This window comes from Sphingobium sp. CCH11-B1, assembly GCF_001556865.1.
Classification (GTDB): domain Bacteria; phylum Pseudomonadota; class Alphaproteobacteria; order Sphingomonadales; family Sphingomonadaceae; genus Sphingobium.
The window spans coordinates 28,618-48,982 of the sequence record NZ_LSJY01000135.1 but is presented as its reverse complement, the minus strand read 5'-3'; the positions used below and the strand labels follow the sequence as shown (position 1 = coordinate 48,982).

Below are 20,365 nucleotides of genomic sequence, written 5' to 3'. Positions count from 1 at the left end.
CGATCTCCGGTCGCTTGAAGCGCGTCATACCTGATTGCGCAAACGTTTGCCAAATCTTTCTTGGCAAACGTTTGCGCACCTTCTATGCCATAGGGGCATCGAGTCGGCGCAACCGACCTCTTGGGGAGTGATGACATGAAGGTATTTACGTTTTTGTTGGCGACAACCGCGATGGCCATGCCTGCGTCTGCCTTGGCGCAAACCAACGCGGCCGACGCCGAGGCGCCTGCGACAGATACGTCTGAAATCATCGTGACTGCCGTCGCGCGGGGCCAGAACAAGCTGGACAGCTCGGTGTCCGTCAGTTCGCTGAGCGCCGAGGCCATTCAGCAGTCCGCGCCGCGATCGGTTGCGGAAATATTCCGCAACATCCCCGGCATCCGTTCCGAATCTTCAGGCGGCGAAGGCAATGCCAATATCGCGGTCCGCGGCCTTCCTGTCGCGTCCGGCGGCGCCAAATTCCTGCAGTTGCAGGAAGACGGCCTGCCCGTTCTGGAATATGGCGACATCACCTTCGGCAACGCCGACATCTTCCTGCGCGCCGACTTCAACGTCCAGCGTGTCGAAGCCATACGCGGCGGTTCGGCATCCACCTTCGCATCCAATTCGCCCGGCGGCGTCATCAACCTCATCTCCAAGACCGGCGAAACCGAGGGCGGCGCGATCCAGGCATCGGCCGGCCTCGACTATAGCGATTATCGGCTGGACGTGGATTATGGCGGCAAGCTGGCGGATGACCTGCGCTTTCATATCGGCGGCTTCTACCGGCAAGGCACCGGCCCGCGCGAGGCCGGCTATGACGGGAACAAGGGCGGACAGATCAAGGTCAACATCACCAAGGACTTTGCCGGCGGCTATATCCGTTTCTACGGCAAATATCTGAACGACCGGGCCATCGGCTACCTGCCCAACCCGGTCCGCGTATCGGGTAGCAACGCCGATCCCAAATATAGCAACATCCCAGGCTTCAGAATCAACCAGGACACCCTGCATTCACGCTATATCACGCGCAATGTGACGCTCGACGGCAACAATAACCCCGTCCTGGACGATATCCGCGACGGGCAGCGCCCGATCGTCAAATCCTTCGGCCTGGAAAGCCAGTTCGAGATCGCCGACGGCTGGCAGCTGACCGAGCGTTTTCGCTATTCGGACGTGTCGGGGCGCTTCATCTCGAACTTCCCCGCCAATGTCGATTCCGCGACGACCATCGCCGCAGCCATGGGTGGCGCCGGAGCGACGCTCAGCTATGCCAACGGACCCAATGCGGGTCAGGCGATCGCCAATCCGTCAACGCTCAATGGCAACGGCCTTCTCGCCCAGATCGTCGTGTTCGACACCAAGCTCAACAGCCTGAACAACATCACCAACGACATCCGCCTCACCCGCGATTTCGACGTGGGCAGCGGGAAGCTGGGGCTCACTTTGGGCTTCTACAAATCGCGTCAGACGATCGACACCGAATGGCTTTGGACGTCTTTGCTGTCGGACGTGGTAGGCGGCGGCAACGCGGCGCTGGTGAATGTGCGTTCCGCAACCGGCCAGCTGGTGACGCAGGATGGCATATATGGCTACGGTGCCAGCTATTTCGGCGGCTGCTGCCGGCGCAGCTACAATGTCGATTACAATACGAACGCTCCGTTCGCCTCGCTTAGCTGGACGTCCGACAAGCTGACCCTCGACGGCAGCATCCGCTACGATTTCGGCGACGCCAGCGGCTCCATCGCGGGCGCCGATCTGGGCGGGGGCCGGGTCGGCACCATATCCCGCGACATCAACGGGGACGGCGTGATATCGGACGCCGAAACGCGGGTATCGGTCATCCCGCTCACCAGCCCCGCGCCGGTGAACTATGACTTCAACTACTGGTCCTATTCTCTTGGCGTGAACTACCGTCTCGCCCAGGATCTGGCGCTGTTCGCACGATACAGCCAGGGCGGGCGCGCCAATGCCGACAGGCTCCTGTTCGGCCCGGCCGTCAGCACGGTCGATGGCCATCTGGTCGATGCCAATGCGGCTGTCGACATGGTCAAGCAGGCTGAAGGCGGGGTGAAATATCGCACCGGCGGCCTTTCTCTTTACGCGACGGGCTTCTGGGCGCGCACGGAAGAGCAGAATTTCGAGGCTACCACGCAGCGGTTCGTCGATCGCAAGTACCGCGCATATGGCCTGGAACTGGAAGGCAATTACCGCGCCGGCATCTTCAGCCTGACCGCTGGCGGCACCTGGACCAAGTCCAAGATCGTCAGCGACGCCCTGACCCCTGCGGTGGTCGGCAACGTTCCCCGTCGGCAGGCCGAGTTCGTGTTCCAGGCGACCCCGCAGATCGACGTCGGTCCGGTGACCTTCGGTGCCAATATCATCGGCACGACATCGAGCTATGCGCAGGATAGCGATCAACTGAAGCTGCCCGGCTACACCACGGTCAACGGCTTCCTGCAATATCGTCCCGTCGACCGGGTGCAGCTGTCCCTGAACGCGAACAATCTGTTCAACGTCAAGGGTTTCACCGAAGCGGAAGAGGGAGCGATCCCGGCGAATGGGATCGTTCGCGCCCGGTCGATCAACGGCCGGACGATCTCCGCCGCCATAAGGGTGAACTTCTGAGCCATGACGCTGGCGGTGACATCGGGAAGCGGAGTTTCGACTGAAGTGGATATAGATACCTTCCACTGGACTGCGGCCCATGTCGCCGCCATCGGCGATGGCCATCGGGCACCCATGATCGACAAGTTGGTTCCGGTCCTGCCCGGAACCGACCTTTGGGACCATTGGCCGATCATCGACAGGCAGGGGCGGACGGTCGATTTCCCCGGCGGCCCCCTGGTCATCGCACTGACGGCGCCCGTCATGCCGGACCCGGAGGCGCGCCATGCCGTGGCCCGCCTTCGGCTGATGCAGAAAAGGCCGGAAGGCTGGCTGGACTTCGGCAATCTTCTGCCCGATGATCTTAATCCGGGAAGCAGGGAATGGGCGGGGACGGCCGTGCTGGACGAGGACGGCAAGACTCTCTGGCTCTACTATACTTCGGCCGGGGTTCGGGGAGAGGCGGAGCCGACCTTCGTCCAGCGGATGCTCCTCACCTGCGCTACGCTTGAATTGTCCGACGCTGGGGCGACAGTGCATGGCTGGACAGCCCCCAGGGACATGTTCCTTCCCGACGACCGCCTGTACCAGTCGGATATGACGGGAGGCGGTGCCGTCGGCACCATCAAGGCATTCCGAGATCCCTTCCCTGTCATCCATCCGACGACCGGTGAGGAATTCATCCTGTTCAGCGCGTCCAAGCCAGGCTCAACGTCCGACTGGAACGGGCTGATCGGGGTCGCCCGGCGGGAGGGAGGGGTCTGCACGTTCCTCCCCCCGCTGGTCGATGCCGACGGACTGAACAACGAGCTTGAGCGACCGCATGTGGTCCGGCATGGCGAGCGCTTCTACCTTTTCTGGTCGACGCAGGCGAAGGTCTTCGCATCCGATGGTCCCAAGGGACCGAACGGGCTCTACGGCGCGGTAAGCGACGATCTGCTGGGCCCGTGGCGACCGCTGAACGGCACCGGTCTGGTCGTCGGCAATCCCGCCGAAGCCCCTTTCCAGGCCTATAGCTGGCTCGTGCTCGACGATCTGAGCGTTTGGAGCTTCGCTGACCTGGTCGGCGTGGCCACCCCTCCCCGCGACCAGGCGGAGGCCCGGTCGGCCTTTGCCGGAACGCCTGCTCCGGTCTTGCAACTGGCGCTTGATGACGACAGCAGCAGGATCATCGCATGAACGGCGATCCCGTTGTCGCGTCGCTCGAACTGGGCGGCACAAAGTCCATCGCTTCGCTGACGCAGGGCACACACATTCTCCAGCAGGAGCGGATCGCCACGGGAGACCGTCCCGAGGCGGTGCTGGGCTTCATGGTCGAAACGCTTGAACGATGGATAGCCCAAACGCCGTTCACGGCCATCGGCGTCGCGAGTTTCGGACCCGTCGGGCTCGCGCCCGACCGTGAGGATTTTGGATATATATTGACGACGCCAAAGCCCGGCTGGTCCAACTTCAACGTGCTGCGGCGCCTCAGGGACCGCTTCGATCTGCCGATCGGCTTCGACACCGATGTCGGCGGCGCAGCCTTGGCCGAAGGCCTGTGGGGCGCTGCGGCGGGCTGCCGCACCCATGCCTATTTGACCATCGGAACGGGCGTGGGATTGGGGCTCGTCGTCAATGGGCAGGTCCATCATGGGGCATTGCATCCCGAAGCGGGCCATGTGCGGCTTCGCCGGTCACCGGGCGACACGTTTCAGGGCATCTGCCCGTTTCACGGCGATTGTCTTGAGGGGCTGATAAGCGGTCCTGCCCTTATCAGCAGAGTGGGCGGGCCTGCTGACCAACTTCCCGCCGCTGATCCCGTATGGACGCACGTCGCGCACGACCTCGCCGAATTTCTGACCACGCTTCTTCTGATTACATCTGCCGAGCGCATCCTGCTGGGCGGGGGCGTGGCGCTGGGCCGGCCGATGTTGCTGCCAGCCGTTCACGCAGCAGTAGCGCATCGCCTCAACGGCTATCTCCACAAATGCGGGCCGTCCGATTTGCAGAAGCGCATCCGCTTCGCGGGTCTCGGCGCGAATGCCGGCCCCCTTGGCGGGTCGGCGCTCGCATTGCAGGCGTTGCAACGGTAAAGCGAATTTGGCGGCTGACGGAGCGGTTTCGGCGTGCCCCCTTTGAGATGCTTTAACCGCCCTGCTCTTCTCCCTTGGCTGCGATGGCGCTCAGCATCGCGCGCAGGGGCCCTTGGTCCCACCCGTCCAGCATGTCGCCGAAGCGTTGTTCAAGCTCGTCCATGATGGCATCGGCTCTTGACCGGATGGCCTCGCCCGGTTCGGTCAGCGTCAGGGCGAGCGATCGTCCGTCGACCGGCGACTTGTCCAGATAACCTTTCGCGGACAAGGCGGAAATCAGCGGCGCCATATTGGCCCGCTTGATCCCCAGCACCCGCCCAAGATCACTCTGAATGCAGCCGGGATTGGCGCCCACGAGGATGAGGATCGTCGCCTCGACCGGCCGAAGGCCGATGTCCGCCAGTCTGGACCCCAGATCGGTCATCATCGCCGATGAGGCGCGGCGCAGCAGATAGCCCAAACGAGAAGCGATGGGATCGTGCAGAGGGGTGTTCGGATTGGGCGGTTCCATCCTCGTGCATTATTACCGTTGTCCGCTCCAATCAACATTGCTATGTTATATAGCAATAAATGGGAGTCAGGATATGCCTGTGTCGGAGATTCAACTGATTATCGGCGGCGAATCACGCGCCGGCGCTAGTCAATTCGAACGCGTCGATCCCGTCACGGGACTGGTCGCGACCCGCGCCGCAGCCGCAAGCGTCGAAGACGCGGTCGCCGCGGTGGAAGCGGCGGCGGGTGCTTTTTCGTCTTGGTCTGCGCTTGGTCCCAATGCTCGTCGGGGGGCGTTGATGAAGGCGGCGGACCGGCTGGAGGCGAGGGCCGCCGATTTCGTGGATGCGATGATGGGCGAGATCGGGGCGACCGAAGGCTGGGCGCGCTTCAACCTGATGCTGTCCAGTGCGATGATCCGCGAAGCGGCTGCGCTCACCACCCAGATTGGCGGCGAGGTCATTCCGTCCGACAAACCGGGCTGCATCGCCATGGCGATCCGCGAACCTGCCGGCGTCGTGCTGTCCATGGCGCCCTGGAACGCCCCGATCATCCTTGCCACCCGGGCCATCGCCGTGCCGCTCGCATGCGGCAACACAGTGGTGCTCAAGGCGTCGGAACAATGCCCGCGCACCCATGGCCTTATCATCGAGGCGTTCGTCGAAGCGGGCCTGGGCGGCGGCATCGTCAACCTGGTCACCAACGCGCCGCAGGATGCGGGCGAAGTGGTCGGCGCGATGATCGATCATCCCGCTGTCCGCCGCGTCAACTTTACCGGATCGACGGCAGTGGGCAAGATCATCGCCAGGCGCTGCGCCGAGCATCTGAAGCCAGTCCTGCTGGAACTGGGCGGCAAGGCGCCGTTGATCATATTGGAGGACGCCGATCTCGACGAGGCGGTGAAGGCGGCGGCCTTTGGCGCGTTCATGAATCAGGGCCAGATTTGCATGTCGACCGAGCGGATCATCGTGGTCGAGGCCGTTGCCGACGCCTTTGCCGAGAAATTCAGGGCCAAGGTCGCCACCATGCCGGTCGGCGATCCGCGCGAGGGCAGGACCCCGCTTGGCGCGGTGGTCGACGGCAAGACGGTCGCGCATGTCAGCGCCCTTATCGACGATGCGCTGGCAAGCGGCGCGGTGCAGCTCAACGGCGGCGAAGCCGACGGCGTGCTGATGCCCGCCCATGTCATCGACAAGGTGACGCCTGGCATGAAGCTGTTCCGCGACGAGAGCTTTGGCCCGGTGGTCGGCATCATCCGCGCGCGCGACGAGGCCCACGCCATCGCATTGGCGAACGATACCGAATATGGCCTTTCAGCGTCGGTGTTCACCCGTGACACTGCACGCGGCCTGAAGGTGGCGCGGCAAATCCAGTCGGGCATCTGCCATGTCAACGGACCCACCGTTCATGACGAGGCGCAAATGCCCTTCGGCGGCGTCAAGGGATCGGGCTACGGCAAGTTCGGCGGCAAGGCCGGCATCGACAGCTTCACCGAGCTGCGCTGGATCACCATCGAAACCGAGCCGGGTCATTACCCGATCTGATCTTCCTCATCTCTGGAGAACAACATGACCAACATTCTGCATGTCGAAGGGGTCGAACAGGCCGAACTCGAAACCGTCGCCTTCACTGTCGAAGACGGCATCGCCTGGGTCAGCTTCAACCGCGCGGAAAAGCGCAATTGCATGTCCCCCCGCCTCAACCGCCAGATGATGCGCGTGCTCGATGAGCTGGAGTTTCGCGATGACGTGGGCGTCCTGGTCCTGACGGGCGAAGGCACCGCCTGGACCGCGGGCATGGACCTGAAGGAATATTTTCGCGAGACCGAAGCGCAGGGCCTTAAAGGCACGCGGAATGCGCAACGGGAAAGCTATGGCTGGTGGCGGCGGCTGCGCTGGTATCAGAAGCCGACGATCGCCATGATCAACGGCTGGTGCTTTGGCGGCGGCTATGGCCCGCTGTTCGCCTGCGACCTCGCCTTCGCGGCGGAAGAGGCGCAGTTTGGCCTTTCGGAAATCAACTGGGGCATATTGCCGGGCGGCGGCGCGGCCAAGGTCGCCGTCGAACTCACCGGATTCCGGAACGCCATGTATCATTCGCTGATGGGCGAGAATATCGACGGCAAGACGGCGGTCGAATGGGGCTTCGTCAACGAAGCGCTGCCGCTCGCCCGGCTCAAGGAGCGGGTGACGCAAGTGGCCAGGGTGCTGCTGTCCAAGAATCCGGTCGCGCTCAAGGCTACGAAGGACGCCATCCGCCGGGTGCGCGAAATGACCTACGACAATGCCGAGGACTATCTGGTCCGTGCGCAGGAAGCGGCCAACAGCTACGACAATGAAGGCCGCAAGGAAGGCATCAAGCAGTTCATCGACGAGAAGAGCTATAAGCCGGGCCTGGGCGCCTATGACAAGTCCAGGCAGCCGGCCTGACATTGAAACGCCGACCCTGAAACGATGAGCTACGCACGCCCGGCGTGGCTCATCGCGCGCTATTCCCGATATATTGCGATTATCCCAGGAGAGTGACCCATGACGGTCGAGACGCAGATCAAGCCCGCACCCCCGGCCACGACCAGTCCGGGCACGGCAGGCGGCCCATCGCTCGCTCGCCTGCTCCGTCCCCGGTCGGTCGTCATCGTCGGCGCCTCGGACAAGCCCGGCGCCCTGGGAGCGTCGGTTCTCTCGAACCTGACACGCAACGGTTTTGCGGGCGACATCCACCTCATCAATCCCAAGCGGCCGGAGATCGCCGGGCGGCCCTGCCTGCCCTCGGTCGATGCCCTGCCCGAAGGCGTCGATGCCGCCGTGCTGGCCATTCCGCGCGTCGCTGTCCTCGACACGATCCGTGCGCTGGCCGCGCGCAAGGTCGGCGCCGCCGTCATCTTTTCCGCAGGCTTTGCCGAAGGCGGCGCGGAAGGCCTGGCGCAGCAGCATGAAATCGGCAGGATCGCGGCGGCATCGGGCATGGTGATCGAAGGGCCCAATTGCCTTGGCATGACCAACTTCATCGACCGCGTGCCGCTCACCTTTGTCGAAATGGACGCGGTTCCCCTCGGCAGCCGCGACGGCATCGGCATCGTGTCGCAGAGCGGGGCCATGGCAGCCGTCCTGTCCACGACCCTGATGAGCCGCGACCTTGGCCTGTCCTTCTCCGTGTCGACCGGCAACGAAGCCGCCAGCGGGGTGGAGGATTATGTCGACTATCTGATTGACGATGCGTTCACGCAGGTCATCGCCATGATCGTCGAACAGTTCCGCAAGCCCAAACGGTTCATCGACGCCGCATTGCGCGCGCAGGAGGCCGGCAAGACCATCGTCCTGCTGCACCCCGGCAAGTCCAGCGCGGCCCGTGAATCCGCGGCGACTCACACAGGCGCGATGGCGGGCGACTATCAGCTGATGCGCGCCAAGGTGGAGCGCGCCGGCGTCATCTTCGCCGAAACGCTGGAGGAACTGGGCGATATTTCCGAAATCGCGCTGCGGTGCCCGCGCGTGCCCGCCGGCGGTGTCGCGGTGCTGGGCGAGTCGGGCGCCTTCAAGGCGCTCACCCTGGATCTGTGCGAGGCGCTCGAGCTTGAACTGCCGGTTGCCAGCGATGAAAATTCTCCGGCACTGCGTGCGGCGCTGCCGGACTTCGTCGGCGTTTCCAACCCGCTCGACCTTACAGCGCAAGGCCTGGTCGATCCCGATCTCTATTATCGCACGCTTGCCGCGCTGTTCGCGGACGACCGTTTCGGCAGCATCGTCGCGGGCATCATCCAGACCGATCCGGTGACCATCGGCATCAAGCTGCCGCCGATCTTGCGCGCGGTAAGGGAACTCAAGCCCACCAAGCCGCTGATCTTCGTCGGCCTTGACGAAGGCGCGCCCTTCCCGGCGGACGCCCTCGCGCAGTTGCGCGCGCTCGGCATTCCCTATTTCCCATCGAACGAACGCGCGTTTCGCGCGCTCAAGAGGCTGAACGATCACGCGCGCCGCGATGTCGCGAAGGCCGATCCAAAGCCGCTGCCGCTTGGCAGCTATCCCGTGGGCGTGGTGCCCGAATATCGCTCCAAGGCGCTGCTTGCCCCGCTCGGCATTCCCTTCCCCAAGGGCGCGTTCTGCCGGGACGTGGAAGAAGCCGCGACCGCAGCCCGCGAAATCGGTTACCCCGTGGTCCTTAAGGCGCAGTCCGCCGAACTGAGCCACAAAAGCGATGCCGGCGGCGTCATTCTGAACCTGGGCGACGAAGCCGCGCTGCGAGCAGGATGGGACCGGCTTTACGCCAACGTCGCGAACTATGATGCCGGCATGGTGCTTGACGGCGCGCTGATCGAAGGCATGGGCGCGCGGGGGCTTGAACTGATCATCGGCGCGAAGAGCGATCCCGAATGGGGGCCGGTCATCCTCGTCGGCTTTGGCGGCGTCACGGCGGAAATCCTGCAGGACGTGCGCCTGCTGACCCCCGATCTCCCCCAAGAGGCGATCCTTAGGGAACTGAACAGGCTCAAGCAGGCGGCTCTCCTCCACGGCTATCGCGGCTCGCCCGCACTCGATGTCGAGGCAGTCGCCGAAATGATCGCGACCCTGGGCCGCATCCTCATCGCAGAACCAGCCATCCGCGAGATCGACCTCAACCCCGTCGTTCTCTACCCCAGCGGCCAGGGTGCCGTCGCCCTCGACGCCCTGATCCTCACGGCGCCTGGACAGGATGCAGGGGAACCGGCGCAATGACCGACGATGTGGCCCGCCGTTCGGTGTTGATGGCCGGTCCAGCGGTCGCGCTCGGCGGCGCGCTGACAGGTGCCGCCCAGGCAGCGGATGGCTTACAACTCTCGGCTCCCCAGCTCGAACGGGCCATGCGCTTTCATGTCCTGATCGGGCCGGCGCAGGAATTGGGACAGGTGGACGGCGTCAGGAAACGGATCATTCCTATCACCGGCGGAACCGTGGACGGGCCGCGACTGCAAGGCCGCATCTTGCCCGGCGGTGCCGACTGGCAGTCCATCCGCGCCGATGGCACAGCCGACATATTCGCGCGCTATTCGATAGAAGCGAAGGACGGCACGATCATATCGGTCACAAATCCCGGCTATCGACATGGTCCTGCATCCGTGCTTGGGCGCATTGCCGCAGGGGAAGATGTGGACCCTGCCATTTATTATTTCCGCACGACGCCCCGGTTCGAAGTGGCGCAAGACAGCCCCCATGGATGGCTGGGCCGTACCGTATTTCTGTGCACCGCCGCGCGATACCGGGACCATGTCCGGCTCGACATCTTTGCGGTCGCGTAAGATGGGATGCGCATGATGGACGGCCCCGCCGATATCAAACGCCTGATCGACGAAGCCCCGATGAGCCGCGCGCAGCTGACGGCCATCATCTTGTGCGTGCTGCTCAACGCGCTCGACGGTTTCGATGTGCTGGCGATCAGCTTCGCCTCGCCCGGCATCGCGGCGGAATGGGGCGTCGATCGAGCGGCGCTGGGCATCGTCCTGTCGATGGAGCTTATCGGCATGGCCGTGGGATCGTTCCTGCTGGGAATGATGGCGGATCGCGTCGGAAGACGACCGACGACGCTCCTCTGCCTGATCATCATGACCATAGGAATGCTGGGGGCGACGCAGGCGGCGAGCGTCGCCACCCTCTCCGCCGTCCGGCTGTTCACCGGTCTCGGGATCGGCGGGATGCTGGCCTGCACCAACGCCATGGTAGCCGAACTGGCCAATGCCCGCGCTCGCAGCCTGGCCGTCTCCGTCATGGCGGCGGGCTATCCCGTGGGAGCCATTCTGGGCGGGTCGATCGCCTCCATGCTGCTCGTCGCGGGCGATTGGCGGGACGTGTTCCTGTTCGGTGCGATCACGACGGGCGTTTTCCTGCCGCTCGCATTCATACTCCTGCCCGAATCAGTGGGCTTTCTGTTGCAGAGGCGGCCGGCAAACGCGCTTGAGAGGGTCAATTCTCTCCTGAAGCGTTTCGGTCATCGCCAGGCGGCGGAGTTGCCCCCGCTGGACGAAACCGCGCCCAAGCCCAGCTTGCATAGCCTGTTCCACCCCGGACTGGCGCGCATCACCCTATTGCTGACCGCGGCCTATTTCGCGCACATCATGACCTTCTATTTCATCCTGAAATGGATACCCAAGATCGTCGTCGACATGGGCAATGCGCCATCCGCAGCCGGCAGCGTACTGGTGTGGGCCAATGTCGGAGGGTTGGCGGGCGCTCTGCTGCTCAGCCTTCTCAGCTGGCGCATCCACATCCGCACTCTCGTGATCGCCGCCATGCTGCTTTCCACGGTGATGGTCACGGTCTTCGGTCAAAGCCAGTCGGGCCTGACCGGGCTTGCCCTGGTGGCCGCGGCTGCCGGCTTTTGCACCAATGCGGGGGTGGTCGGGCTATATGCGATCATCGCCCAATCCTTCCCTACCCCGGTACGGGGTGCCGGCACGGGCATCGTCATCGGGATTGGCCGCGGCGGCGCTGCGTTGGGACCGATCATCGCGGGCCTTCTGTTCAGCCTGAACTTCGGGCTGCCGTCGGTCGCAATGGCGATGGCCGCGGGCTCGCTCATCGCGGCGGGCGCCCTGCTGGCGTTGCGCCCAGGCAAATCATAAGGAAGGTCGCCATGGACCTGCAAAGCGGGGAAGGCCAATTCCTCTAACCGCGCATCGCCTGGTACATGGCCTGCGCGCCTGACGGGATAGACGGCCGGCAACGGGGCCACCGGACATGCAATAACAGGTGGCGGAAAAACGCGCAGACTGCGGCCGTGGGGCTAAAAGTCAGGGAACAGGGGCATGCGGGTCATCGGCGGCTTGCAGTTGGCGATCGTGCGCCGGTCTGCGCCCCATGTGCCGCGCATAGAATCTCGAAAAATAGGAACTGTCGGCAAAGCCTAATTCCTCGGCCACTTGCGCCACGCCCGCATTGGTGAAGCGCAGCAGGCGTCTTGCCTCCAGCAGCAACCGCATGTGGATGAGTTCCATCGGCGTGCAATCGAGACGGCGTCTGCAAATCCGCGTCAATGTCTTGGCGGTGATGTTGAGCCGAGCGGCGTACCAGTCGAGATTATGGTGCTCGCGCAAATCCGTCTCGATCAATCTCCGAAAGGCTGCGAGCCGTTCCTCGTCGGCGGACTCCGCCTGCGCAGGCGCGGGCAGCGATCGGACCAGAGCCTCGGCCAGAGCCAGGAACAATGGTTGCGGTGCGCGCCAATCCGCCTGGCAATCGATCATTTCCTCGCAAAGCAATGTCACCCGGCGGATGTTGGCCTCCGGGATCTTACCGCACGTCCCCTGGGTAAGCAGGCGCAGGAGGGGATCGTCGCTTCCTGCCGCGCGCGACGTGAAACCCGCTGAAAGCGTCAGGACATATCCCGAACTTTCAGGCGTGAAGCTGAAGCCATGCACGCTGCCGATCGGCACGATCATGAAGCAGGGCGCGCGCAGCTCCCTCACGAGATCGTCGCAACGGAACTGAACCTGTCCGTGAAATAATAGCAGCGCCTGTACGCTGCGCAGATGGCGGTGCGCGTTAATCTCCCAATCATATAGCGCGCTGCGAGTGGCGATAGCTTCAATATGCGCGAATTCCGCCGCGTCGTCGTCCAGCTTCTCCCCATAGAGGACGAAATCGGGAATGGCGGGGCGTTGCATCGGCATGTCCCGAAAGTACCTGAACTATGACCGTAGCGTGTCTTCCCGCATCGGTCGGCCGCTGTCAATATCGGGTTCGCGAACGCACCTGCCCAGAGTGCACGACCGGAGAGATTAGTCATGAAAACACAAGTCGTGATCATCGGTGCGGGGCCCGCCGGGCTGCTCCTTGCCCATTTGCTGAAAGCGGAAGGCGTGGACTGCATCCTGCTCGAACGGCAGAGCGGTCCTTATGTGCTGTCACGCATTCGCGCCGGCGTGCTGGAGCAGATCACCGTAAGCCTTATGGAGCGGCTGGGCCTCGACGCGCGCATGAGGGCGGAGGGACTGCCCCACGACGGGTTCAACCTGGCCGATGGCGAAAGGCTGATCCGCATCGACATAAAGGCGCTGACCGGGAAGCAGGTGATGGTTTATGGCCAGACCGAACTCACCCGCGATCTGATGGAAGCCGCCGGCCCGCGCGGGCTGCACCTGATCTACGAAGCTGGCGACGTGACGCTGCATGATGTCGAGAGCGACGCACCCTTCGTGACCTACACAATCGATGGCGCCGAACGGCGGATCGATGCGCGTTTCATCGTCGGTTGCGACGGCTTTCATGGTCCATCGCGCCAAGCGATCCCGGCAAGCGTCGCGCGCTCCTTCGAACGTGTCTATCCGTTTGGCTGGCTGGGCATCCTGGCCGATGTTCCGCCCTGCAACCATGAATTGATCTACGCCAATCATGACCGCGGCTTCGCGCTTGCGTCGCAACGCAGCGCGGTGCGCAGCCGCTACTATATCGATGTGCCGACGACCGAGAGGATCGAGGATTGGAGCGACGATCGGATCTGGGACGAACTCAGCGTCCGGCTCGGGCCGGAGGCGGCCGCCCACATCACGCGCGGTCCGTCGATTGAAAAGTCGATCGCGCCCTTGCGGTCGTTCGTATTCGAACCGATGCGCCATGGCAGCCTGCTGCTATGTGGCGATTCCGCACATATCGTGCCGCCGACCGGCGCGAAGGGCCTGAATCTGGCGGCGAGCGACGTTCACTATGCGTCAGAGGCGCTGGTCGCCTATTTCCGGAAAAATGACGCGGATGCCATCGTGGCCTATTCGGGCAAGGCGCTCGCCCGCGTCTGGAAAGCGGAACGCTTCAGCTGGTCGCTCACCAAGCTGATGCATCGCTTCCCCGACGATGGACCGTTCGAACGCAGGATGCAGGTTGCCGAACTGGATTACATCGCATCGAGCGAGGCGGCGCAGCGGTCCATCGCCGAGAATTACGTAGGCCTGCCAGTCTGACGGACGGGTGAAGGGCTCCTCCTGGCAAGCCCTGCGCGCGGCTTCAAAGTTCTTCGGGCCAATAGAGGCGCATCGGGTTGGCGACGAGCAGCTTGTGCTGCAAGTCCGCGGTGGGCGCGATGCGTGGGATTATGTCGACAAGATGCCCGTCGTCGGGAATGGCGTCCTGCATATTGGGATGCGGCCAGTCTGTGCCCCACAATACCCGGTCCTGATAGTCCATCACCAGCGGCGCGACCGCGTCGGCAAAGGCGTCCCACGGATCGCCGGTGGGATCGAGCCGATCGGGGCATGTCGCCTTGAACCAGATATCCTCACGGCTGTCCAACAAAGCGCGAAAGGCCTTCATATCGGCCCCCGCCGGCCCCTGGGCGACATCGGGGCGGCCCATATGGTCGATCACCAGCGGCACGGGAATGGCGTCCATGAAGGGACGCAATTCCTCCAAAATGTCGGCCTCGAAATAGATCACCACATGCCAGCCGGCCGGCAGACGCCCCGCCACCTCAAGGAACCTGTCCTTGGGCGCATCATCGACCAGCCGCTTGAGGAAGTTGAAGCGGATGCCGCGCATCCCGCCGGCGTGCAACGCCGCCAGATCCGCCTCCGAAATCGCAGGATCGACGACAGCGACCCCCCGCGCCTTGCCTTCACTGGCGGCGATGGCGTTCAGCGTGGCCGCGTTGTCGGTGCCGTGGCAACTGGCCTGAACGATCACGTTGCGCGAAAAGCCAAGATGATCGCGCAGGGCGAACAGCATGTCCGGCCCCGCATCCTCAGGCAGATATTTGGCCTTGGCGCTGAACGGGAACTGCGCCATCGGCCCGAACACATGGCAATGCGCGTCCACAGCGCCCGCGGGTGGAACATAGTGCGGCTTAGACGGCGCGTCGTGCCAGGATATGATGCGTTCAGACATAGACTATTCCATCCATCAACTTGCGCGCGGTGCGCAGCAGGGCTGCGCTGACGACAGCGCCATCTTCGTCGGTCTGGAGCACGCAGGTCATCTCACCGGTCGGATGCTCCACCGACAGCGCCTTGCGCGCGCCATCGGGAATCTGCGCCACTTCGGCGGCAGGCGATCCTGCCAGCAGGCACGCCGTCGCCACCGAGACCGCTCCCAGGACACCGATCGTGGCATGGGCGCGGTGCGGTATGAAACTGCGCACCGTCACCGCCCCGCCCTTTTGCGGCGGCGCGACCAGCATCATCTTGGGCACCGACTTGTCGGCGACGTCGCCCAGGTTCATGCGCGCGCCAACCGCGAGGCGGATCGCTTCGAGCCGCGCCTTGAGTTCCACATCGGCGTCGAGCGTCTCGCGGTCTTCATATCCGGTCACGCCCACGTCCTGCGCCTTCATCACGACGCACGGCATGCCGTTGTCGATCAATGTGACGCGCGTTCCGTTCACCACATCAACGCTGTTGCCGGTGGGGAGCAGGGCGCCGCAGGACGAGCCGGCGGTATCGCGGAATTCCAGCGGCACCGGCGCATGGGTGCCCGGCACGCCGTCAATGGCGGCATCGCCCCTGTAGGACACGGTTCCGCCGGGCGTCTGCACGGTCGCGACTGCAACCTGCCCGGTATTGTCCATATGGATCGCCACCTGGGTTTCGTCGCCCGTGACGGCGACAAGGCCGCGTTCGATGGCGAACGGGCCAACCCCGGCAAGAATATTGCCGCAATTCTGGGCGTCAGTGACGATGGCCTTGTCCACGAACACCTGCAAAAACAGATAGTCGACGTCGATCCCTTCGCGCACGGACCTGGACACCACGGCAACCTTGCTGGTCAGCGGATCGGCACCCCCCATCCCGTCGATCTGGCGCGGATCGGGCGATCCCATCACGCCCAGCAGGAAAGCATCGCGCGCGGCGATATCGGCCGGCAGGTCGTCCTTGAGGAAATATCCGCCCTTCGACGTCCCTCCCCGCATCCACATGCAGGGAACCTCAGACATATTTGAGCCCCTCCCGCTCCAGCCGCTCGCGCATCTTGTACATGTCGAGGCCCAGGACGCCCTGCGCCAGCAGGTCCCGCTTTTCAGCCTCCTTCGCCTCGCGCGCCTGCGCCGCAGCCAGCACTTCGGCAGCCTTGTCGCGTGGGACGACGCACACGCCGTCATCATCGGCCACGATCACGTCGCCCGGATTGACCAGCGCGTTGGCGCACACCACCGGCACATTCACCGAACCGAGCGTATTCTTGACGGTACCCTGAGCGTAAATCGCCTTGGACCAGACCGGAAACGCCATCTCGGTCAGGTCGCGCACATCGCGTACCCCCGCATCGATAATGAGGCCGCGGCATCCCCGCGCCTGCGCGCTGGTGGCGAGGAGGTCGCCGAAATAGCCATCTTCGCAAGGGCTGGTCGGCGCAAGCAGCAGCACGTCGCCCGCCTTCAGCTGCTCGATCGCGACATGCACCATCCAGTTGTCGCCCGGCGCCGCGCTGATCGTCACGGCCGAGCCGGCGATGCGCGCTCCGCTGTAGATCGGCCGCATATAGCTCGCCAGCAAGCCGGTGCGCCCCTGGGCTTCGTGAACAGTCGCTACCCCACATTTGGCCAGCCCGTCGATCACGTCCGGGTCGGCGCGATCGATATTCTGGACGACAATACCACTCATGCGATGCACTCCTGTTTTCCCTGAGATGGCGGAGGTCTGCGCCAGACGGAAAGAGAAGTTTGAAAAGTGCGATTGGATTTGGCTAAGAGTGGGTGCATGGACATATGGGCGCTCAATCTTCGTCACCTGCATGCCGTGGAACGAATTGCGCGCCTGGGAACGGTGAACGCCGCCGCCGCTGCGGTCAATCTGAGCCAGCCGGCGATAACGCAGGCGTTGAGCCGTCTTGAGGACATTATTGGCCTGCCGCTGTTTGAAAGGCGGCATGACGGCATGATCCCGACCGATGCAGGCGACATATTGGCACCGAGAATTGCCGCCGCGCTTGACCACATCCGCAGCCCGCACGTCACGATGTCGCGCATGCGCGCGATGCTCGCGGTCGCCGAAACCGGCAGCTACACGGGCGCAAGCCTGGCCACAGGTCTGTCGGTGCCGTCGATCCATCGGGCCGTGGGCGATCTGGCGCTGGCCCTCCGGCGAGCGCTGGTTACGCGGCGCGGTAAATTCGCCATCACGACCGAGGCCGGCAATCAGCTGGCACGCGAATTCCGGCTGGCCCAGGTGGAACTGGAGGCCGGGCTGTCAGAAGTGATGGCGCTGCGCGGGCACGAGACGCGGCGCATCGCCATAGGTGCCATGCCATTGTCGCGCGCGCGCATCCTGCCAGTCGCCGTTGCCCGCTTCTTCGCTCGCCGGCCGCAGGTGCGGCTGACCATTGTCGAAGGATCGCGCACGGAACTGGTCGAACCGCTGCGCAACGGCCTGATCGATGTCATGGTGGGCGCTTTGCGGGAACCGCTGATGGAACCGGAACTGGTGCAGCATCGCCTGTTCGACGATGTTCCGGCCTTTTATGCGCGCCATGATCATCCGCTGGCGGGCAAGGCGCCCGCCGGCGACGCAATGGCTGCATTCCCCTTCACGCTCGCCCCGCGGGGCACGCCACTGCGCGACAGTTTCGAACGCTATTTCACCGAACTCGGGCTGGCGCTGCCGGCTGTCCCGATCGAATCGGGATCAGTCATGATGATCCGGCAAGTGCTGATGAGCACCGATTTCATCACCCTGCTTTCGCCCGATCAGGTAGCGGTCGAGGTCGAGGCGAAATGGCTGCGGCCATTAGCCCGGCTACCGGAACGTTTTGCACGCACCATCGGCATGACGACGCGCGCTTCCCTTCTCCCCACGCAGGTCCAGTCGGAGTTTTTCGCGGATCTCGAAGCGGCCGCACGGGAGTGCGGCGGCATGCAGAATTAGCGCAGCCTTATCGTCATTCGCCAGTTCCGATTTGATGTGCGACGGCTACCCCCGCACGGTGTCTGGGATGAGAGGAACCATTGCCCTGATCGGCTTCGGCGAGGCCGGATCCACTTTCGCGAACGCCGCTGGATGGGCGGCACGCGCCGCCGCTTATGATACCGCCGCCGCGCGCCATGCCGCGATCGAGCAATCCGCCTTGAAGCCATGCGGCAGCGCGCGGGAGGCCGTCGCCCACGCATCACTCATCCTGTCTCTCGTGACCGCCGACCAGGCGCTCGGCGTCGCTCGCCAATGCGCGCCCCTCCTATCGCCGGACGCTCTGTTCTGCGACATGAACTCCGTCGCGCCGGGTACGAAGCGCGAGGCAGCGCGCGCTTTTGCCGAAGCGGGAACCCGTTATGTCGATGTGGCGGTGATGGCACCGGTCAATCCGGCGCGCATGGCGGTTCCGCTCGCCCTTTCAGGCCCGGATGCGGATCGAGCCGAGGAACTGCTGCGGAAGGCGGGTTTTACCAACACCTATGTCGTGGGCGATGCCATCGGACGCGCGTCCGCGATCAAGCTGGTGCGTTCTGTCATGGTCAAGGGGATGGAAGCCCTTACCGCCGAAATGATGATGGCAGCCCATGCCGAAGACGTTGCCGACGCGGTGCTGGCATCACTCGACGCCAGCGAGAAGACGATGGGCTGGGCCGAGCGCGCCGATTATAATCTCGACCGCATGCTCGTCCATGGCCGCCGCCGCGCCGCCGAGATGACGGAGGCAGCCCGGATGCTGCGCGACCTTGGCATCGCGCCCCTGATGACCGAAGGCACGGTCCGGCGCCAGCAGGCATTAGGCGACCTTGGCATCAATCCGCCACCGACCGGCTTTCCTGCGAAGCTGGCCGCCATCAACGCTTCGTTCACGGAAGAAAGCTGAGCCATGTCGCTCGTCATAGATTGCCACGGTCACTACACCGTCCTGCCCAAGGCCCATGATGCATGGCGCGAAGCCCAGATCGCCGCCTTCAAGGCTGGGGAGCCCATCCCTGACTACCCGGATATTTCCGACGAGGACATCCGCGAGACGATCGAGCAGAACCAGCTGAGGCTCATCAAGGAACGCGGCGCAGACCTCACCATCTTCTCGCCACGGGCGTCCGCCATGGCGCATCATGTCGGCGACCAGGCGATATCGCAAGCCTGGGCGTTCCATTGCAACAACCTGATCGCCCGGGTCGTGCGGATGTTCCCCGAAACCTTCGTGGGCGTGTGCATGTTGCCGCAATCGCCGCAGGCGGACCTGACGGCGTCCGTCAAGGAACTGCGCCGCTGCGTCGAGGAACTGGGCTTCATCGGGTGCAACCTCAACCCGGACCCGGGCGGCGGCCATTTCGAACATCCTCCGCTGACTGACGCATATTGGTTCCCGATCTACGAGGTCATGGAGGAACTGGACGTTCCGGCCATGATCCACGTGTCGGGCTCATGCAACCCGGCGATGCACGCCACCGGAGGCTTCTATATTGCGGCGGACACGGTTGCCTTCATGCAACTGATGCAGGGCGATCTGTTCGCAAGGTTCCCCAAGCTGCGCTTAATCATCCCGCACGGCGGGGGCGCCGTGCCCTATCACTGGGGTCGCTATCGGGGACTGGCGGATATGCTGAAAAAGCCCAGCCTCGACGATTATATCATGAAGAATGTCTTCTTCGACACCTGTGTCTATCACCAGCCGGGCATCAACCTGCTGGCGGACGTGATCGACAACAAGAATATATTATTCGGGTCGGAGATGGTCGGCGCGGTGCGTGGGATCGACCCGACAACCGGGCATTATTTCGACGACACCAAACGCTATATCGACGCGCTCGACATCAGTGATGCGGAGCGCCACGCCATCTTCGAAGGCAATACACGCAAGGTGTTCCCACGCCTCGACGCCATTCTCAAGGACCGCGGGCTATGACCGGGCCGCGCGACATCCACACCTATCTCGGTGAGTTCGACGATATTCCGGGCACGCGGGTCTATACTGCGGCGCGCGCGCGCGTGGGCTATCATCTCAACCAGTTCGCGATGAGCCTGATGAAGGCCGAAAATCGCGCGCGCTGGCTTGCGGACGAACGCGCCTATCTCGACGAATGGCCGATGACGGAGGAGCAGAAGCAGGCCGTGCTGGCGCGCGACTATAATCGCCTGCTCGATCTGGGCGGGAACATCTATTTCCTCGCGAAGCTTTTCTCGACCGATGGGCTGAGCTTCGTTCAGGCGGTTTCGACCATGACCGGCATGAGCGTCGAGGAGTATAAGGCCATGATGGATGCGGGCGGACGCTCCCCCGAGGGCGTAAGGTCGATCAGGGCAAACAGGGAAGCCCAAGGCGGCGCCCCCCAAGAGGAGACGCGCTGAT

General features: G+C 63.8%; 18 protein-coding genes. 13 read left to right on the top strand and 5 right to left on the bottom strand.

Annotated elements, in window-relative coordinates; translation table 11 throughout:
* Positions 1–135: 135 nt before the first annotated feature.
* From AX724_RS14995 to AX724_RS14985, 3 genes are read left to right on the top strand one after another with little or no spacing between them, the layout of a single operon-like run.
* Entirely contained in the window at positions 136–2,607 is a 2,472-nt protein-coding gene (locus AX724_RS14995; protein WP_066767839.1) for a TonB-dependent receptor domain-containing protein, read from the top strand.
* A gap of 45 nt (positions 2,608–2,652) precedes the next feature.
* Positions 2,653–3,765: a glycoside hydrolase family 68 protein gene (locus AX724_RS14990; protein WP_231736696.1), complete on the top strand. Its 1,113-nt coding sequence runs from the start codon at positions 2,653–2,655 to the stop codon at positions 3,763–3,765.
* The gene (locus AX724_RS14985) at positions 3,762–4,661 is read left to right on the top strand and encodes an ROK family protein (protein ID WP_066767838.1); all 900 of its coding nucleotides are present in this window, start codon (positions 3,762–3,764) and stop codon (positions 4,659–4,661) included. The genes AX724_RS14990 and AX724_RS14985 overlap by 4 nt, the downstream gene beginning before the upstream one ends.
* Positions 4,662–4,713: 52 nt before the next feature.
* On the opposite strand, the gene AX724_RS14980 is transcribed toward AX724_RS14985, so the two are convergent.
* Entirely contained in the window at positions 4,714–5,172 is a 459-nt protein-coding gene (locus AX724_RS14980) for a MarR family winged helix-turn-helix transcriptional regulator (RefSeq protein WP_066767837.1), read from the bottom strand.
* A 73-nt stretch (positions 5,173–5,245) separates the two neighbouring features.
* Here AX724_RS14980 and AX724_RS14975 point away from each other — a divergent pair, with 73 nt between their 5' ends.
* The 5 genes from AX724_RS14975 to AX724_RS14955 all read left to right on the top strand — a co-directional run bounded on the left by AX724_RS14975 (position 5,246) and on the right by AX724_RS14955 (position 11,745).
* Positions 5,246–6,697, top strand: a complete 1,452-nt coding sequence (locus AX724_RS14975; RefSeq protein WP_066767836.1) for an aldehyde dehydrogenase — start codon at positions 5,246–5,248, stop codon at positions 6,695–6,697.
* A gap of 24 nt (positions 6,698–6,721) precedes the next feature.
* On the top strand, positions 6,722–7,582 hold the full coding sequence (locus tag AX724_RS14970; protein WP_066767834.1) for a p-hydroxycinnamoyl CoA hydratase/lyase: 861 nt from the start codon (positions 6,722–6,724) through the stop codon (positions 7,580–7,582).
* Positions 7,583–7,681: 99 nt separating this feature from the next.
* Positions 7,682–9,865, top strand: a complete 2,184-nt coding sequence (locus tag AX724_RS14965) for an acetate--CoA ligase family protein (RefSeq protein ID WP_082733545.1) — start codon at positions 7,682–7,684, stop codon at positions 9,863–9,865.
* Positions 9,862–10,425 (top strand): DUF3237 domain-containing protein, encoded by a 564-nt coding sequence (locus AX724_RS14960; protein WP_066767832.1) that lies wholly within the window; start codon positions 9,862–9,864, stop codon positions 10,423–10,425. The genes AX724_RS14965 and AX724_RS14960 overlap by 4 nt, the downstream gene beginning before the upstream one ends.
* A gap of 12 nt (positions 10,426–10,437) precedes the next feature.
* Positions 10,438–11,745, top strand: a complete 1,308-nt coding sequence (locus AX724_RS14955) for an MFS transporter (RefSeq protein ID WP_066767899.1) — start codon at positions 10,438–10,440, stop codon at positions 11,743–11,745.
* A gap of 168 nt (positions 11,746–11,913) precedes the next feature.
* On the opposite strand, the gene AX724_RS14950 is transcribed toward AX724_RS14955, so the two are convergent.
* Positions 11,914–12,792, bottom strand: coding sequence for a helix-turn-helix domain-containing protein (locus AX724_RS14950; protein WP_231736695.1), 879 nt, complete (start codon positions 12,790–12,792; stop codon positions 11,914–11,916).
* 114 nt (positions 12,793–12,906) lie between these two features.
* Between AX724_RS14950 and pobA the strand changes: the two genes are divergently transcribed.
* On the top strand, positions 12,907–14,076 hold the full coding sequence (pobA, locus tag AX724_RS14945; protein ID WP_066767830.1) for a 4-hydroxybenzoate 3-monooxygenase: 1,170 nt from the start codon (positions 12,907–12,909) through the stop codon (positions 14,074–14,076).
* Positions 14,077–14,119: 43 nt separating this feature from the next.
* Here pobA and AX724_RS14940 read toward each other — a convergent pair whose 3' ends face one another.
* The 3 genes from AX724_RS14940 to ligK are packed head-to-tail and all read right to left on the bottom strand — an operon-like array spanning position 14,120 to position 16,707.
* Positions 14,120–14,995: an amidohydrolase family protein gene (locus tag AX724_RS14940; protein WP_066767828.1), complete on the bottom strand. Its 876-nt coding sequence runs from the start codon at positions 14,993–14,995 to the stop codon at positions 14,120–14,122.
* A complete protein-coding gene (locus tag AX724_RS14935; protein ID WP_066767827.1) occupies positions 14,988–16,040 on the bottom strand; it encodes a 4-oxalomesaconate tautomerase in 1,053 nt (350 codons plus the stop codon). Before AX724_RS14935 ends, AX724_RS14940 begins: the two co-directional genes overlap by 8 nt.
* A complete protein-coding gene (ligK, locus tag AX724_RS14930; protein ID WP_066767825.1) occupies positions 16,033–16,707 on the bottom strand; it encodes a 4-carboxy-4-hydroxy-2-oxoadipate aldolase/oxaloacetate decarboxylase in 675 nt (224 codons plus the stop codon). Before ligK ends, AX724_RS14935 begins: the two co-directional genes overlap by 8 nt.
* A 96-nt stretch (positions 16,708–16,803) precedes the next feature.
* Between ligK and AX724_RS14925 the strand changes: the two genes are divergently transcribed.
* The 4 genes from AX724_RS14925 (at position 16,804) to ligA (ending at position 20,364) form a co-directional block, all read left to right on the top strand.
* A complete protein-coding gene (locus tag AX724_RS14925) occupies positions 16,804–17,967 on the top strand; it encodes a LysR substrate-binding domain-containing protein (protein ID WP_066767823.1) in 1,164 nt (387 codons plus the stop codon).
* A 67-nt stretch (positions 17,968–18,034) separates the two neighbouring features.
* A complete protein-coding gene (locus AX724_RS14920; RefSeq protein WP_066767822.1) occupies positions 18,035–18,892 on the top strand; it encodes an NAD(P)-dependent oxidoreductase in 858 nt (285 codons plus the stop codon).
* A 3-nt stretch (positions 18,893–18,895) separates the two neighbouring features.
* Entirely contained in the window at positions 18,896–19,921 is a 1,026-nt protein-coding gene (locus tag AX724_RS14915; RefSeq protein WP_066767821.1) for an amidohydrolase family protein, read from the top strand.
* The gene (gene ligA / locus AX724_RS14910) at positions 19,918–20,364 is read left to right on the top strand and encodes a protocatechuate 4,5-dioxygenase subunit alpha (RefSeq protein ID WP_066767820.1); all 447 of its coding nucleotides are present in this window, start codon (positions 19,918–19,920) and stop codon (positions 20,362–20,364) included. Before AX724_RS14915 ends, ligA begins: the two co-directional genes overlap by 4 nt.
* Position 20,365: the final 1 nt, after the last annotated feature.